Source organism: Caldimonas tepidiphila (assembly GCF_003569765.1).
In the GTDB taxonomy this organism is placed as follows: domain Bacteria; phylum Pseudomonadota; class Gammaproteobacteria; order Burkholderiales; family Burkholderiaceae_C; genus Caldimonas; species Caldimonas tepidiphila.
The window spans coordinates 18,935-34,038 of the sequence record NZ_QXMG01000061.1 but is presented as its reverse complement, the minus strand read 5'-3'; the positions used below and the strand labels follow the sequence as shown (position 1 = coordinate 34,038).

12 protein-coding genes and 1 tRNA gene are annotated in these 15,104 nt (G+C 72.7%); 5 read left to right on the top strand and 8 right to left on the bottom strand.

The genetic code is table 11. From position 1 onward, the window contains the following. Nucleotides 1-101 precede the first annotated feature (101 nt). The 3 genes from D3A59_RS21000 to D3A59_RS20990 form a co-directional block, all read right to left on the bottom strand. Nucleotides 102-177: transfer RNA gene (locus D3A59_RS21000), tRNA-Ala, on the bottom strand. Nucleotides 178-436: 259 nt separating this feature from the next. Continuing rightward, nucleotides 437-871, bottom strand: coding sequence for a protease complex subunit PrcB family protein (locus tag D3A59_RS20995; RefSeq protein ID WP_119157281.1), 435 nt, complete (start codon nt 869-871; stop codon nt 437-439). 150 nt (nt 872-1,021) lie between these two features. After that, nucleotides 1,022-1,783, bottom strand: a complete 762-nt coding sequence (locus D3A59_RS20990; RefSeq protein ID WP_205665241.1) for a hypothetical protein — start codon at nt 1,781-1,783, stop codon at nt 1,022-1,024. A 719-nt stretch (nt 1,784-2,502) separates the two neighbouring features. Between D3A59_RS20990 and D3A59_RS20985 the strand changes: the two genes are divergently transcribed. After that, nucleotides 2,503-2,805, top strand: coding sequence for a hypothetical protein (locus D3A59_RS20985; RefSeq protein WP_240636156.1), 303 nt, complete (start codon nt 2,503-2,505; stop codon nt 2,803-2,805). A gap of 133 nt (nt 2,806-2,938) precedes the next feature. Further along, nucleotides 2,939-4,456, top strand: coding sequence for a protein adenylyltransferase SelO family protein (locus tag D3A59_RS20980; protein ID WP_119157280.1), 1,518 nt, complete (start codon nt 2,939-2,941; stop codon nt 4,454-4,456). A gap of 37 nt (nt 4,457-4,493) precedes the next feature. On the opposite strand, the gene D3A59_RS20975 is transcribed toward D3A59_RS20980, so the two are convergent. From D3A59_RS20975 to D3A59_RS20960, 4 genes are all read right to left on the bottom strand, one after another. Next, nucleotides 4,494-5,504, bottom strand: a complete 1,011-nt coding sequence (locus D3A59_RS20975; protein WP_119157279.1) for a porin — start codon at nt 5,502-5,504, stop codon at nt 4,494-4,496. A 141-nt stretch (nt 5,505-5,645) separates the two neighbouring features. After that, the gene (locus tag D3A59_RS20970; protein ID WP_119157278.1) at nt 5,646-6,626 is read right to left on the bottom strand and encodes a Bug family tripartite tricarboxylate transporter substrate binding protein; all 981 of its coding nucleotides are present in this window, start codon (nt 6,624-6,626) and stop codon (nt 5,646-5,648) included. Between the two features lie 114 nt (nt 6,627-6,740). Continuing rightward, nucleotides 6,741-8,192, bottom strand: a complete 1,452-nt coding sequence (locus D3A59_RS20965; RefSeq protein ID WP_119157277.1) for an aldehyde dehydrogenase — start codon at nt 8,190-8,192, stop codon at nt 6,741-6,743. Then, entirely contained in the window at nt 8,189-9,946 is a 1,758-nt protein-coding gene (locus D3A59_RS20960) for a thiamine pyrophosphate-binding protein (RefSeq protein WP_119157276.1), read from the bottom strand. The genes D3A59_RS20965 and D3A59_RS20960 overlap by 4 nt, the downstream gene beginning before the upstream one ends. Before the next feature lie 170 nt (nt 9,947-10,116). Between D3A59_RS20960 and D3A59_RS20955 the strand changes: the two genes are divergently transcribed. The 3 genes from D3A59_RS20955 to D3A59_RS20945 all read left to right on the top strand — a co-directional run bounded on the left by D3A59_RS20955 (nt 10,117) and on the right by D3A59_RS20945 (nt 12,668). After that, nucleotides 10,117-11,022, top strand: coding sequence for a helix-turn-helix domain-containing protein (locus D3A59_RS20955; RefSeq protein ID WP_119157275.1), 906 nt, complete (start codon nt 10,117-10,119; stop codon nt 11,020-11,022). Between the two features lie 122 nt (nt 11,023-11,144). Beyond that, the gene (wrbA, locus tag D3A59_RS20950; RefSeq protein ID WP_119157274.1) at nt 11,145-11,747 is read left to right on the top strand and encodes an NAD(P)H:quinone oxidoreductase; all 603 of its coding nucleotides are present in this window, start codon (nt 11,145-11,147) and stop codon (nt 11,745-11,747) included. A gap of 6 nt (nt 11,748-11,753) precedes the next feature. Further along, nucleotides 11,754-12,668 (top strand): pirin family protein, encoded by a 915-nt coding sequence (locus tag D3A59_RS20945; protein WP_119157273.1) that lies wholly within the window; start codon nt 11,754-11,756, stop codon nt 12,666-12,668. 35 nt (nt 12,669-12,703) lie between these two features. On the opposite strand, the gene D3A59_RS20940 is transcribed toward D3A59_RS20945, so the two are convergent. Next, the gene (locus D3A59_RS20940) at nt 12,704-14,989 is read right to left on the bottom strand and encodes a PAS domain S-box protein (protein ID WP_170162370.1); all 2,286 of its coding nucleotides are present in this window, start codon (nt 14,987-14,989) and stop codon (nt 12,704-12,706) included. Nucleotides 14,990-15,104: the final 115 nt, after the last annotated feature.

Here is a 15,104-nt window from a genome sequence, read left to right as displayed (position 1 = left end):
GGGCCATGTTGGATCGAACTTGGACAAAAAGTTGGACATTTCGTCGAAGTGACCGGCCGAAAAAAGAAAAGGCCTTGTAAAACAAGGCCTTAGGAACACTTTGGTGGAGCTAGGCGGGATCGAACCGCCGACCTCTTGCATGCCATGCAAGCGCTCTCCCAGCTGAGCTATAGCCCCATGGATCTTTGCGATCAGGGGCCGCGAGTATACGACAGATTTCGCCGCGGGCGCCGGCCCGCTCGTGATGCGCTGCTCCCGGTCGCTGCCCTTCTCCTGCTGCGGGCATTTCGTTCGCCATCTCCCGACGCAGGCCATCCCGGAGGACGCCCGCTCGCCGTTGCGCTTGGCGTGGCGGGAGCGGGTGCGCGAGGCGTTCGGCGCTGCACACGAGCCGGCAGGGCAGTCGACAAGCCCGAGACCGGTCGGAAGGGGCCGCTCACTCGGCCGCGAACTCGACCGGCAGCGTCGTCCTCGCCAGCGCCACCAGGTGCGCGGGCGTCACCAGGGCCTGGGTGCAGATGTCGCCCGGCCCCGGAACCGTCTCCCTGTAGCGGACCACGAGGCGCTCCGTCGTGCGGGTGATGCGGGAGATCGACACGTGGTGGCAGCCGTTGGGACGCGTGCCGAGGAACACGCCGACGATCTGGGTGGTGGAGAAGTCGATCGAGGGCAGGGGCGCGCCGTCCACGGAGATGCGTCCCCAGAGCTCGTTCAGCTCGGCGTTGCCGCGCAGGACGAGCTCCTCGCGCGACGGCACCTGCGAGTGCTGCGTGTGGACGATCGTGACGAAGGGCACGCGGGTGCCCTCGCTGCCGCCGCCGCAGGCGGCGAGCAGGGCGGCGGCGAGAGGGAGGGCGAGGAGTCTGTGCATGGCGGGAGCGGTGGCGGTCGGAGCGGCCGCGGTTCGACGCGGGGACAGGCCCGAGCGTAGCTTGCGGGAAGCCGTCCGAGGAAGGGGGCTGCGGGACGACCGCAAGGGGGACTGTTCACCCTGGGGGGCGGAGAGCGTCCCGCTCGGGGTCTAGTCGCCTTCACGGCGCGAGGACGGCAGCGGCGCCTTGCCGGACTTGAACGCCACCGTCCCGCCCGCCAGCCCGCCTGTGGTTCGCGCCGTGGAGTGTCGGGCCTGCCCGGGCTGAGGCGCGGTGATGTCCATGCGAAGCGTCCCTGCCGCCGTGCGGGAGAAGTACGCCAGCCAACTCACGATCCCCGCGATCTTGGCGGCGTCCTCCGCAAGGTAGGGGATCGAGGGCGGGTTGAGCACGTCCAGCACGACCGAGGCGGCGAAGAAGAACAAGGCCATCGCCAGCAGTTCGTACCCGGTCCGCGCCAGAATCGTCCGCAGGAAACCGAGCAGGTAGAGCGCGGTCAGCACCGCATAAGCCAGCAGCACCCCCTTTTCGGGAATGCCGATGCGGGGAAGGAGGTCCTCGTGCAGCAGGAAGGCGTCGTCGAGGCCGAGCATCAGTGTCAAGGCCGCGGAGGCCCGGAAGAAGCTGGCCATGGCGGCATCCGCAGGATCGCGGGACGCGACTCCTGCACAGAACAGGCAGATTGCCGCCGTCGCGGCCCAGAGGAAGAGCCCCACCTGGGAAAGCAGTCCGGTGTAGGGCGGCGTTTGGGTGATCGCCGCCGGGTCTCGTATCAGGTCCGCGATCGGGATGCCGCCCCCGAGATGAAGCGCTACCACCAAGCCCAGCAGCGCCGCCGATGCGGCCAGCGTCAGCCCGATCGCGGGCAAGGGGGACTTGGATCTCGAAGACGGGGCGGCCAGGCTTTGCATTCCTCGGGTCTCCTGAAAACAAATGACAAGCCGGTCCGGACCGGAGCGCGGGGAAATTTCTATTGGGACGCGAAATCCGCATCTGCCGGGAATAATCCCCGGGCACGGATCGTTCCGGGCCGCCAAGGGAGAATGGCGGCAAATGTCGAATCGTTCTCCTGGCGCTGATTCAGGCCGTCCTATGGGGCCGGCGGAAGGCCCTCCTCCTTGTTCCGAATATCAGACGAGGATGCCGGGATGGAAACCGCCGATATGCGGGGCGACCAGATCAGGCAGGCGGGCATGCCCGAGAATTCAGCGAGCCGAGCGAATCCGGCCTTTTTCATGCCGCGGGATCCGGGTTTTCCCGATGATTTGCGGGGCCCTGCGCGATGGGCCCGAGGATTCGCCGCGCACGGCGCTGAATCGGTTCCGATTCAATGCCACCGGAAAACGGAAAGACTTGCCTGCATTTGAAGCAGGCGTGGTCGTCGCAGTGTCGGACTCGCATGTGACGAGGACGTGACAGGCGCGTGCAAGCCGTGCGCCCGGCAGCAGGCCGGCATCCGCCGCAGCGCTGCTCCGGCCGCCGAGAGCTCTTCACAGCGCTGCGACCAGCCCTGACGTCCCGCCCGGCGCATCGCCGAAGCAGCGGGCGGCGCCGGCAGGTGTTGGCTTCCGGCGGACGGTTCCACAAGCGCGCAGAATCCGGTCCTGTCATCCGTCCTGCCCATCTGCCCGTGCGTTACCTGACTTTCGACCTCAGCGAAGGCGCCGACGGCGTCACCACCCTCGAGGCCCTGGCCTCCACCTCCGCGGAGCACCAGGCCGAGGTCCTGGCCGAGGCGCAGCAGGTGCTGGACTGGGCCCGGCAGCGCTTCCCCGACACGCACGGTCCCGTCGAGGAGGGGATGGACTGGGACCACGATCTCCAGGTGAGCGTGGAGGACGGGCAGTGGCACTCGGTGACGCTGACCCTGAGCGGCTCGCCGCGCTTCGTCGAGGAGTTCTTCGCGCGCTTCGGCTCCCCGGAGACCTGGTAGCGGTGCGGGCCCGGATGCGGCGCCGACCGCCGCCCGGTCCGCGAATCCCACGCGCGCCTCCCCGTGTTTCGAGCCGGGCGCCGGCAGATGCGGCCCCCAGCGGTCACACTGGGCCTTTGACCGGCCGAGTCCCATGCCTGCCCCTGTCACCTTCCGCTTCGACAACAGCTATGCCCGCGAGCTGCCGGGCTTCTACGTGCGCTGGCAGCCGGCCGCGGTGCCGTCGCCGCAGCTGCTGTTTTTCAATCGCGAGCTGGCCGACGAGCTCGGGCTTGATGCCGCCGCGCTCGACGGGCCGGAAGGCGCAGCCGTCTTCGCCGGCAACACCGTCCCCGAGGGCGCCGAGCCGCTGGCGCAGGCCTACGCCGGCCACCAGTTCGGCGGCTTCTCGCCGCAGCTCGGCGACGGCCGCGCGCTGCTGCTCGGCGAGGTGATCGACCGGCAGGGGCGGCGGCGCGACATCGCGTTCAAGGGCTCGGGGCGCACGCCCTTCTCGCGCGGCGGCGACGGCAAGGCCGCGATCGGGCCGATGCTGCGCGAGGTGCTGATCGGCGAGGCCATGCACGCGCTCGGCATCCCGACGACGCGGGCGCTCGCCGTTGCGGCCACCGGCGAGGCGGTCTACCGCGAGCGGCCGTTGCCCGGCGCGGTGCTCACGCGCGTGGCCGCGAGCCACCTGCGGGTGGGCACCTTCCAGTTCTTCGCGGCGCGCAACGACCTCGAGCGGCTGCGCCAGCTCGCCGACTACGCGATCGCGCGCCACGACCCGGACCTCGCCGGCACGCCGGACCGCTACCTCGCGCTGCTGCGCCGCGTGGCCGAGCGGCAGGCGGCGCTGATCGCGCAGTGGATGAACGTCGGCTTCATCCACGGCGTGATGAACACCGACAACATGACGATCTCCGGCGAGACGATCGACTACGGGCCCTGCGCCTTCATGGAGGCCTTCGACCCGCAGGCGGTCTTCAGCTCGATCGACCACGGCGGGCGCTACGCCTGGGGCAACCAGCCGCTGATCGCGCGCTGGAACCTCGCGCGGCTGGCCGAGACGCTGCTGCCGCTGATCGCCGAGGACGACGGCGAGCCGGCCGCGGCCCGCGCCGTCGCGCACGCCACCGAGGTGATCGACGCGTACCCCGCCTGGTACGCCGCGGCGCTGCTCGAGGGCCAGCGCGCCAAGCTCGGCCTCGCGAGTGCCGCGACCGGGGACGAGGAGGCCGACCGGGCACTGGCCGAGGACTGGCTCAAGCTGCTGCATGGGCACGGCATCGACTTCACGCTCGCCTGGCGGCGGCTGGCCGATGCGGCCGAGGGGAACGAGCAGCCGCTGCGTGCGCTGTTCGACGCGCCGCAGGACCCGGACGCCTGGCTCGCCCGCTGGCGCGCGCGCTGCGAGGCCGAGGACGGTGCGTCGCCGGCGGGCGGGGAGCGGGCCGCGCGCATGCGGCGCGTCAACCCGTGGGTGATCCCGCGCAACCACCGCGTCGAGGAGGCGCTCGCCGCGGCGACCGAGGACGAGGATCTAGAGCCCTTCGAGCGGCTGCTCGCGGCGCTGCGCCGGCCCTGGGAGGAGGTGCCCGGGCACGAGCGCTACGCCGAGCCCGCGCCGGCCGCGCTGACGGCCGGCTACCAGACCTTCTGCGGCACCTGAGCGGCTCGCCGTTCCCGGCTCGGAGAGGGAGACCGGCTCAGAAGTTGTGCTGCAGCCCGAGGTCGAGGGCCGTGCGGCGGGTCTGCCGGGTCTCGCTGGCCGAACCGATGTCCGCATACGCCTTGGTCCGCTTGGACAGCGAGTAGTGGTAGCCCAGGCCGAGCTTCCGGATGCGGGTGTCGTTCGTGTCGTTGTCCCGCTGCGCGAGCACGAACTTCACGTCGCCGCCGCCGAGCGGAGCGGTGGCGCCGATCTGGACGTTGGAGCGGCTCTGGACTTCCGCGCCCGCGGCGTTGTAGGCCGTCCCCTTGCCGTAGAGGAACATCGGGCGGACGACGCCGAAGTCGTGGATCGCGCTCAGGAGGTAGGAGCGCGTTTCGGTCGCACCGAGGGCCGCAGCGGTCTGATGACCGGAGTTGTCGTAGCCGAAGCCGAGGGCCAGCCGTCCCTGCTGGTAGCGCAGGTTCGCTCCGACCGCGTGCTCCTGGCCCGCGGTCCCGCGCGGCGCGATCGCCACGGCTCCGCTCAGGCCGGCGAAGCTGCGGGTCCTGTAGGAGAGGTTGTTGTTCCAGCGCGAGGTGATGATGCCCATCAGCGTGTGCAGCGGGCCGGCCTGGCCGACCGTCTCGTAGCCGAAGGGGTCGCTGGACGCGGCGATGGAGAAGGCCGGGGAGAAGTCCCGGCCGAGCCTCAGCTCGCCGAAGCCGCCGGCGAGACTCACCCAGGACTGCTGCCAGAAGTTCGCTGCCTGGAGGGTGCCGTCGTTGGGCAGGAAACGGTGCTCGAGGTTGAAGTTGGCGGACAGGCCGCCGCCGAGGTCCTCGGTGCCCCGGAAGCCGAGGCGGGAGCTGGCGCCCTGCGTGAGATGAGGCTCGTCGAAGGCGGCGTTGGGGCCGCCGCCCGTGGTGGCGCCGGCGAGCGCCGCCGTGCCGCCATTCGATTTCTGGACGCCCATGTCGATCTTCCCGTAGATCGTGACCGAGGGCTGAGCGGTTGCGGTGGCCGCGAAGGCGGCGAAGGCCGCAAGCGCGATCGTGGTTCTTTTCATCTTGATTGTCTCCAGGCAAGGGAAGGCCGTTCCGGCTGTCGCGGGACGAGCCGGTTCAGGGGGCAAGGGGAGGGGCGCGGGCGTGCGTCGGTCCTCGCGCGCGACGGGGATCGCGGGCGCGGTGCGCAGGGGCCGCGGGACTTACTCGTCGGGCGAGAAGCCGGTGGCCTTCACGATCGGCCCCCAGCGCTCGATGTCCTGCCGCACCCGCGCGGCGAAGGCTTCGGGGCTCTCGCGCAGCGCCAGCAGGCCATTGCGCGTGAACACCTCCTGCATCTCGGGCGTCTGCAGCGACTCCTGCACCGCGGCGTTGAGCCGGCGCACCGTCTCCATCGGGGTCTTCGCTGGCGCGTACCAGCCGAGGTACTCGACGAGCGAGAGGTCCTTGAAGCCGAGCTCGGTCAGCGTCGGCGTTTCCGGCAGCGCCGCCCAGCGCTGCGGGCTGGCGACGGCCAGCGAGCGCAGCCGTCCCGAGCGCACGTGCGGCAGCACCTCGCTGACCACGTTGAAGGCCACCGGCACCTGGCCGCCCATCAGGTCCGTCAGCAGCGGCGCGCCGCCCTTGTAGGGCACGCTGCTCATCTTCAGGCCCGCGCCCTGCGCGAACATCATCGCGGCGAAGTGCGGCACCGAGCCGGCCGCGGGAATGCCGTAGTGCGCGCTCCCGGGGTTCGCCCTGGCCCACTTCACGAGGTCCGCCACGGTCCTCACCTCGGCCGGCAGGCCGGGGCCCGCGGTGAGCGAGAAGGTGTAGGCGCACAGCGGCGTGACGGGGATGAAGTCCTTCAGCGGCTCGTAGGGCAGCTTGCGGTACAGGCTCGGGTACAGCGTGATCGGCGAGGAGGGCACCTGCAGCAGCGTCGTGCCGTCGGGCGTCGCGCGCTTGACGAACTCGGCCGCGATGCGCCCGCCGGCGCCGGGCTTGCTGTCGAGCAGCACGGTGCCGGGGTAGCGGCCCTTGAGCCGGTCGAGCAGCGGGCGCGTGACCTGGTCGCCCAGGCCGCCGGCCGGGAAGCCCGACCAGATGACCGTCTGGCCCGGGCCCTGCGCGAAGGCGCGCGGCAGCAGCGCGGCGGCCGACAGCGCGGCGGCGCCGGAGAGGAAGTGGCGGCGATGGAACATGGCTTGTCTCCTTGAAGGGGGCCCTGCGGGCACGGCGTGCCCGCAGGGCAGGCGGTCTCGTCTGCCGCCTGTCGTCTCGGTGTCGCGGGGGCGGGGTCTCGTGCCCCGTGAAGCTCAGAACGGGTAGTGCCGCGGCGTCGTCTGCACCGTGAGCCAGCGCAGCTCGGTGAAGGCCTCGATGCCCGCGCGGCCGCCGAAGCGCCCCCAGCCCGAGTCCTTCACGCCGCCGAAGGGCATCTGCGCCTCGTCGTGCACCGTCGGTCCGTTGACGTGGCAGATGCCCGACTCGATGCGCCGCGCCACCTCCCAGGCCCGCGCGATGTCGCGGCCGAACACCGCGGCCGACAGCCCGTAGGCGTTGTCGTTCGCGACCTGCACCGCCTCGTCGACGCCGGTGACGCGCACGATCGGCTTGACCGGGCCGAAGCTCTCCTCGTGGTAGATCGCCATGGCGGGCGTCACGCCGTCGAGCAGCGTCGCGGGCATCAGCGTGCTGTCGGCGCGGCCGCCGCACACGAGCCGCGCGCCCTTGGCGAGCGCGTCGTCGATCAGCGCGTTGCAGCGCTCGACGGTGGCCATGTCGATCACGGAGCCGAGCACGACCGGGCCCTGGCGCGGGTCGCCGAGCGGCAGGCGCCGCGCCTTGGCGGCGAGCTTCTCGACGAAGGCGTCGGCGACCGAGGCGTCGACGACGATGCGCTCGGTCGACATGCAGATCTGGCCCGAGTTCGCGAAGGCGCCGAAGGCCGCGGCGTCGACCGCCGCGTCGAGGTCGGCGTCGTCGAGCACCACCAGCGGCGCCTTGCCGCCGAGCTCGAGCACCGCGGGCTTGAGGTACTTCGCGCAGGTCTGCGCGATGAGCCGGCCCACGCGCGTCGAGCCGGTGAAGTTCACGCGCCGCACCGCCGGGTGCGCGACCATCGCCTCGACCACCTCGGCCGCGTGCTCGGGCGCGTTGGTGACGAAGTTCACCACGCCGGGCGGCAGGCCGGCCTCCTGCAGCGCCTCGCCGATCAGGCCGTGCGTCGCGGGGCACAGCTCCGAGCCCTTGAGCACCACGGTGTTGCCGCAGGCCAGCGGCGTCGCGACGGCGCGCACGCCGAGGATCACCGGCGCGTTCCACGGCGCGATGCCGAGCACGACGCCGGCCGGCACGCGCAGCCCCATCGCGAGGCTGCCGGGCACGTTCGACGGGATCACCTCGCCGCCGATCTGCGTCGTGATCGCGGCGGCCTCCTGCAGCATGCCGGCGGCGAGATGCACGTTGAAGCCCGCCCAGGGGCCGGCGGCGCCGGTCTCGGCAGCCATCGCGGCGACGAAGCCGGGCGTGCGGGCTTCCAGCGCCGCGGCCGCCTTCAGCAGCAGCGCGCGGCGTTCGGCCGGGCCGAGCGCCGACCAGGCCGGGAAGGCCTGCGCGGCGGCATCGACCGCGCGCCGCGCGTCGGCGGCAGAGGCCGCGGGGGCGCGCGTGGCGACGCTGCCGTCGAGCGGATTGCGGCGCTCGAAGGTGGCGCCCGTGGCGGCGGCGCTGCGCTCGCCGCCGATCAGCATGCGGATCTCGTTCATCGCTTGATGTCTCCTTGGGGGGGAAGGGAAGCCGGGGACGTTCTCGTGAGTCCCTCGAAGCCGAAGCGGTTCATGCGGCCGAAGGCCGGCATCGCGGGATGGGGCTCGAAGCGCGTGCGGCAGTCGAGCACCGCGGGCAGGCCCGAGGCCAGTGCCCGGGCGAGCGCCGGCGCCACCTCGTGCGGCTGCGTCACGGTCTCGCCGTGGCAGCCGAAGCCGCGCGCGATCGCCGCGTAGTCGGTGTCCTCCAGCGAGGTGCCGAACTCGAAGTCGAGCGCGGCGCGCTGGCCGGCGCGGATCACGCCCCAGGCGGCGTTGTTGTGCACGACGGTCACTACCGGCAGCTTCAGGCGCCGCGCCGTGTCGAGCTCCTGCAGCGTGAAGCCGAAGGCGCCGTCGCCGGTGAGGTTGAACACGGGCCGCCCCGGGTGCAGCAGCTGCAGCGCGATCGCGTAGGGCAGGCCGAAGCCGAGCTGGCTCATGCCGGGATCGTGGAAGCGCGTGCGCACGTCGGCCACCGGCGTGAAGTCGTTGCTCCAGAAGGTGGTGTGGCCGCCGTCGTAGACCGCGAGCGCGTCGGCGGGCATCGCCGCCGCGACGGCGCGCGCGAGCGCGGCCGGGTGCATCACCTCCGCCTCCTCGCGCGCCAGGGCCTGGAGCCGGGCCTCGTAGCGTTCACGCACCGACCGCAGGCCCGGCAGCCAGTCGGCCTCCGCTGCCGACTCGGGCCCGGCGCCGAGCGCGGCGAGCAGGTCGTCGAGCGCGAGGCGCGCGTCCGCCTGCATCGCGACCTCGTGCACTGCCGGCTGGCCGAGCGCCGAGGGGTCGGTGTTGATGCTGATGAGCTTGTGATGCCGGCGCGCGAAGGGGCCGCGCTCGTCCCACATCCACGAGGAGAAGCGGCAGCCGACGGCGACGATCGCGTCGGCCTGCTCGAAGGCCGCGATCACCGCGTCGCCGCCGATCAGCCCGCCGTGGCCGATGAAGTGCGGGCTCGTGCTCGGCACCACGCCGAGCGCCATCTGCGTGGGCACGACCGGGGCGCCGAGCCGCTCGGCAAGGGCTTGCACCTGCGCCGCCGCGCCGCTGGCCACGACGCCGCCGCCGGCCACCAGCAGCGGCCGGCGTGCCGTGCGCAGCAGCGCGGCCGCCGCCTCGACCGACTCGGCCGCGGGGCGCGGCCCGACGGTGGCGCGGTAGCGCGCAGCCGGCAGCTCGAACTCGTCGTCGGCGAAGTCGGCGCTCGCGGCCAGCACGTCCTGCGGGATGTCGAGGTGCACCGGGCCGGGGCGGCCCGACAGCGCCTCGCGGAAGGCGCGCCGCACCAGCTCCGGCATGCGGCGCGGGTCGTGCACGACCGCGTTCCACTTCACCAGCGGCCTGAGCACCGCCTGCGTGTCGAGGTCCATGAACATGCCGCTGGCCGGATAGGCCGCCGCGCGGTGCTGGTTCGTCGTCACCAGCAGCAGCGGCAGGTTGTTGTTCAGCGCGGTGCCGACGCCGGCGGCGAGGTTCAGGCTGCCCGGGCCCATCTCGCCGAGCGCGACCGCGACCTGGCCCGAGCTGGCGTGCACGGCCGCGGCCATCAGCGGCCCCGCGGCCTCGTGGCGCACGCCGCTGTAGCGCAGGCCCGGCTCCCTCGAGATCGCGTGCAGCAGCGGCGCGAGCTTGCCGCCCACGACGCCGAACACGTGTCGCACGTTCTCGGTGCGCAGCGCGTGCACGAGCGCCTGGGCTCCGTTGAGTCTCAGCATGGGGCGCGCTCCTTCGCGGCGCGGGGCTCGTTCGTCATGGGGGTGTCTCCTGTCTGGCGGCGGCGTTGCCGCGATGAGGGGGACTGTAGGAGTCCCTGGGGCCGATGCACATGGACGAATCGGGCGTGCGCCGGTAGATTTCCGGCACCCGTCGCGCTTTGATCCAGCTCATGAAACCTGTTGCTCCGCTCGCCATCCCGTTCCGCGAGGTGCGCCATTCCCGGCCGGACGACTGCCTGCACTACGAGTCGATCGACGTGCGCGGCCGGCTGCACCAGTGGCACATCCCGGCGCACCGGCACGAGGGGCTGCACCAGCTGCAGCTCGTCGAGCGCGGCGCGGCGCTGGCGACGATCGACGGGGTGCAGCACGAGCTGCGCGCGCCGGCGGCGCTGCTGATCGCGCCCGGCACGGTGCACGGCTTCGTGTTCGAGCCGGCCTGCGCGGGCCACCAGCTCACGCTGCCCTCGGCGCTGCTGCAGTCGGCGCTCGGCGGGGTGCCGGAATTCGCGGCGCGGCTCGCGTCGGGCTTCCTGCTGGGCGGCGAGCAGATCGGCGCGGACATGTCCGAGGGGGTCGAGCTGTTCGTGCAGCTCGCGCGCGAGTTCGAGCTGGCGCGGCCCGGGCGGGTGGAGGCGCTGCAGGCGCAGGCGGTGCTGCTGGCGCTGTGGTTCCTGCGGCATGCGGGCGAGCCGCGCGCCGACGAGCACCGCCAGGCGCTGCGCGACACGCTGGTGCAGCGCTACCGCTCGCTGCTGGAGCTGCACTACCGCCAGCACCGGCCCGTGTCCTTCTACGCCGGCGCGCTGCAGGTCACCGCCGACCACCTCAGCCGCGCCTGCCGCTCGGTGGCCGGGCGCTCGGCGCTCGAGCTGATGCACGAGCGCATGCACGTCGAGGCGCGCCGGCTGCTCGCCTACACCGAGGCGCCGGTGGCCGAGATCGCGCTGGAGCTGGGCTTCGACGATCCCGGCTACTTCAGCCGCTTCTTCGCCCGCCTCGCCGGGCAGTCGCCGTCCGCCTACCGGGCGGAGGTCGCCAGCGGGCGCGGGGTGCGGCCGGGGACGGCGGGCTGAGCCGCCGAGGGCTGGCCCCGCGCCGCGACGCCACCACCGGGCACGTCGTTCGCTTCCCGGGGCGAATGCGGCCGGTGTCGGGCGACACCGCCTCCAACCTTTCTCGACAAGGGAGATGCACGATGGCGAAAGTCCTGGTCCTCTACTACAGCACCTACGGTCACACCGAGCGCATGGCGCAGGCGGTCGCCGAGGGCGCGCGCGAGGTGGCCGGCGCGCAGGTCGACCTCAAGCGGGTGCCCGAGCTGGTGCCCGACGACGTGCTGCGCAAGTCCGGGGCGAAGGTGGACCAGGGCGCGCCCGTCGCGCTGCCGGGGGATCTGGTGCACTACGACGCGATCATCTTCGGCACGCCGACGCGTTTCGGCAACATGGCCGCGCAGATGCGCAACTTCCTCGACCAGACCGGCGGGATGTGGGCGAGCGGCGCGCTGATCGGCAAGGTCGGCAGCGTCTTCACGTCCAGCGCGACGCAGCACGGCGGCCAGGAGAGCACGATCCTGACCTTCCACCCGACGCTGCTGCACCACGGCATGATCGTGGTCGGCCTGCCGTACAGCGAGCAGTCACAGATGGGCCTCGACGAGATCAAGGGCGGCAGCCCCTACGGCGCCTCGACCATCGCCGGCGGGCAGGGCGAGCGCATGCCGAGCGAGCAGGAGCTGGGCATGGCGCGCTTCCAGGGCCGCCACGTCACGACGATCGCCTCGAAGCTGTTCGGCTGAAGCGCGATGGATACGGACCTCCCGCGCGAACTCGAGGCGCTGCTCGTGCCGCGCAGCAGCGACCTTGGCGACGGCTTCACGGTGCGGCGCGCGCTGCCCTCGGCGCAGCGCCGCATGGTCGGCCCCTACGTGTTCTTCGACGAGATGGGGCCGGTCGTGCTGCGCCCGGGCCAGGGCCTCGACGTGCGGCCGCACCCGCATATCGGGCTGGCGACGCTCACCTACCTGTTCGACGGCGAGATCCTGCACCGCGACAGCCTGGGCAGCCTGCAGCCGATCCGCCCCGGCGAGCTGAACTGGATGACGGCCGGGCGCGGCATCGTGCACTCGGAGCGCACGCCCGAGGCGCTGCGCGCCGACGGCCCGCGCCTCGCGGGCGTGCAGGTCTGGGTGGCGCTGCCGGCCGCGCACGAGGAGGCTGCGCCCGCCTTCGCGCACCACGGCGGCGACGAGCTGCCGTTGCTGGAGGACGGCGGCGCCCGCGTGCGCCTGGTCGTCGGCGGCTGGGCGGGCGAGCGCTCGCCGGTGCCGACCTTCTCCGAGATGCTGTACGCGGACGCGGCGCTCGCGCCCGGCGCGCGGCTCGCGCTGCCGGCCGAGCTGGCCGAGCGCGCGGCCTACGTCGTCTCCGGCGAGGTCGAGGTGGGCGGGCAGCGCTTCGCGTCCGGCCGCCTGCTGGTCTTCGCGCCGGGCCGGGAGATCGTGCTCGGCGCGGGCCCGGGACCGGCGCGGCTGGTGCTGTTCGGCGGCGAGCCGCTGGACGGCCCGCGCTACGTCTGGTGGAACTTCGTGTCGAGCTCGCGCGAGCGCATCGAGCAGGCCAAGGCCGACTGGCAGGCGGGCCGCTTCGACGCGGTGCCCGGCGAGAGCGAGTCCATCCCGCTACCGGAGCGGCCGAAGACGGTGGCGAACTACCCGTAGCGGCGCGCGGCCCGGCCGCGGCCTGCCCCCCGGATTCAGCCCAGCGCCTCCATCAGCCGCTCCACGTCGAGCGGCTTGACCAGGTGCACGTCGAAGCCGGCCCGGGCCGAGAGCTCGCGGTCGCGCGGCAGCCCGTAGCCGGTGAGCGCGATGAGGCGCAGCCCGTCCTGCCCGGGGAAGAGCTCCCGCAGCTTCGCCGCCAGCTCGTGGCCGTCCATCACCGGCAGGTCGATGTCGAGGATGGCGACATCGGGGCGGAAGTCGCCCGCATGCTCCAGCGCCGTGGCGGCATCGTGCACGGCGAGGACGAGGTGGCTGCTGTCTTCCAGCAGCTGCCTGAGCGTCTCGGCCGCGTCGCGGTTGTCGTCGACCACCAGGATCCGCCGGCTGAGCACCGGGCGCGGCCCCGGCGGCGTCTCGACGGCGGGCGCCGGCGCGACGGGCTCGGCACGCGGGAGCGAGATCAGGAACTCGGCGCCCCGGCCGATGCCCTCGCTGCGCGCCTCGATGCTGCCGCCGTGCAGCCGCACCAGGTTGCGGGCGATCGCGAGACCCAGGCCCAGGCCGCTGCGGGACTGGTCCTTGCCGCGCCCGTCCTGCACGAAGGCCTCGAAGATCCGCGCCAGCATGTCCGGCGCGATGCCCTGGCCTTCGTCCCTCACGCTCACGCGCACCGTGTCGTCCGCCTCCGCCCAGGCGCCGAGCCTCACCGTGGAGCGCTCGGGGCTGAACTTCGCCGCGTTGACGAGCAGGTTCGAGACGACCTGGGACAGGCGGTCGGCGTCCCCCTCCACCGGCAGCCCGCAGGCCGGCACGTCGAGCACGAGTCGGTGCGCGCCCTGTTCCAGCACGGGGCGGGCGATCTCCACGCTGCGCGCGATGGCCTCCGCCACCTCCAGGCGCGCCGTGCGCAGCTCGATCAGCCCGCGGGAGATCCGCGACACGTCGAGCAGGTCGTCCACGAGCCGGGTGAGGTGCTGCGCCTGGCGCGCGATGATCTCCAGCTCGCGCGCCTGCATGCCGCGCAGCCGCATCAGCTGCAGGCAGGTCACGATCGGGGACAGGGGGTTGCGCAGCTCGTGGCCGAGCATCGCCATGAACTCGTCCTTGGCGCGGTCCGCCTCGCGCAATGCCTCCAGCGTGCGCTTTTCCTCGCGGATGTCGCGCACCTCGAGGATGGTGCCGAGGATGGTGCCGCGCTCGTCGCGGATCGGCGCGGCGTTGAAGGCCACGGGGTAGAACGAGCCGTCCTTGTGGACGAAGACCTCCTCGCCCCGGGCGCGGTCGTTGCCGGGCAGGGCGCGGCCGATCGGGCATTCCTCGATGGGCATGTGCGAGCCGTCGGGCCGGGTGTGGTGCACCACGTCATGCAGCGTGCGCCCCTCCATCTCGTGCAGCCGGTAGCCGCTCAGCTGCTCGGCCGCCGGGTTCATGTAGATGCAGTGGTAGCGCTCGTCCATCATGAAGATTGCCACGCTCGCGTTGGTGAGGAGGGCGTCCAGCCGGCGCTGGTTCTCCCGCAGCCTCTCGTCGGCCTGCCTCAGGGCCTCCTCGCTCCTGCGGCACTCGGTGAGGTCCTGCATCAGGAGCATGGACAGCGGCTCGGCGCCCGAGCCTCCCGGAAGCGGAACGACGGTGCAGGACACGCGGCTCGCGGCCCCGTCCCCGCAGGCGGGTTCATCGCCGGTCGCCGCCGGCCCGCACCCCGGCGACAAGGGGTCCTGCCGTGCCGCAAGCCCGCCGGCGGGCAGCCGCGCGTCGATCCGCTCGACGTGCGGCAGCAACCGCGGCACCAGTTCCTCCCGCGACGCGACCCCGTGGAGGCGCATCGCCGCCTCGTTCGCCGTCACGAGCGCGCCGCCGGCCCCCACCAGTGCGACGCCGACCGGCAGCGCGTGGATGAGCGATTCCAGCGTTTGCCGCTCGTGGCTCCAGTCGTCGACGCCTCGTCCCGGCCCGTCGAGCCGGCTGCTCGTCTCGAGGATCACGCTTGTGCCCTCCGGCCTGCCGGGGTCGCAGGTCCAGGCCGACCTGACCGCGACCCGGTGTCCGTCCCGATGGAGGCGGACCAGGGTGCCGGCCCAACGGCCCGAGGCCTGCAGTGCCCGGGCGAGCTGTCCCTGCGGGAGCGGGAACTCGGTGCGCAGCAGCTCGTCGCAGCGCCGGCCCAGCGCGTCGCCGGTCTCGTGGCCGTAGAGCTCCTCGGCGCCCCGGTTCCAGAAAAGGATCCGGCCTTCGGCATCGTGCACCACGACCGCCTCGGAGCTGCGGGCCAGCAGGCGCTGGAAGTCGATGGGTGGGGTGTGGACGTGCTCGGACACTTCGGTAGCCTTCGGGGCAGGCCGGTGCGGATTGCGAGGCGCCCATCGTAAGGCGCGGCCATTTCGCGCCCTTCCGGGCAGGCACACGCGCTGCGGCGGGCGTTCGAGGCAACTC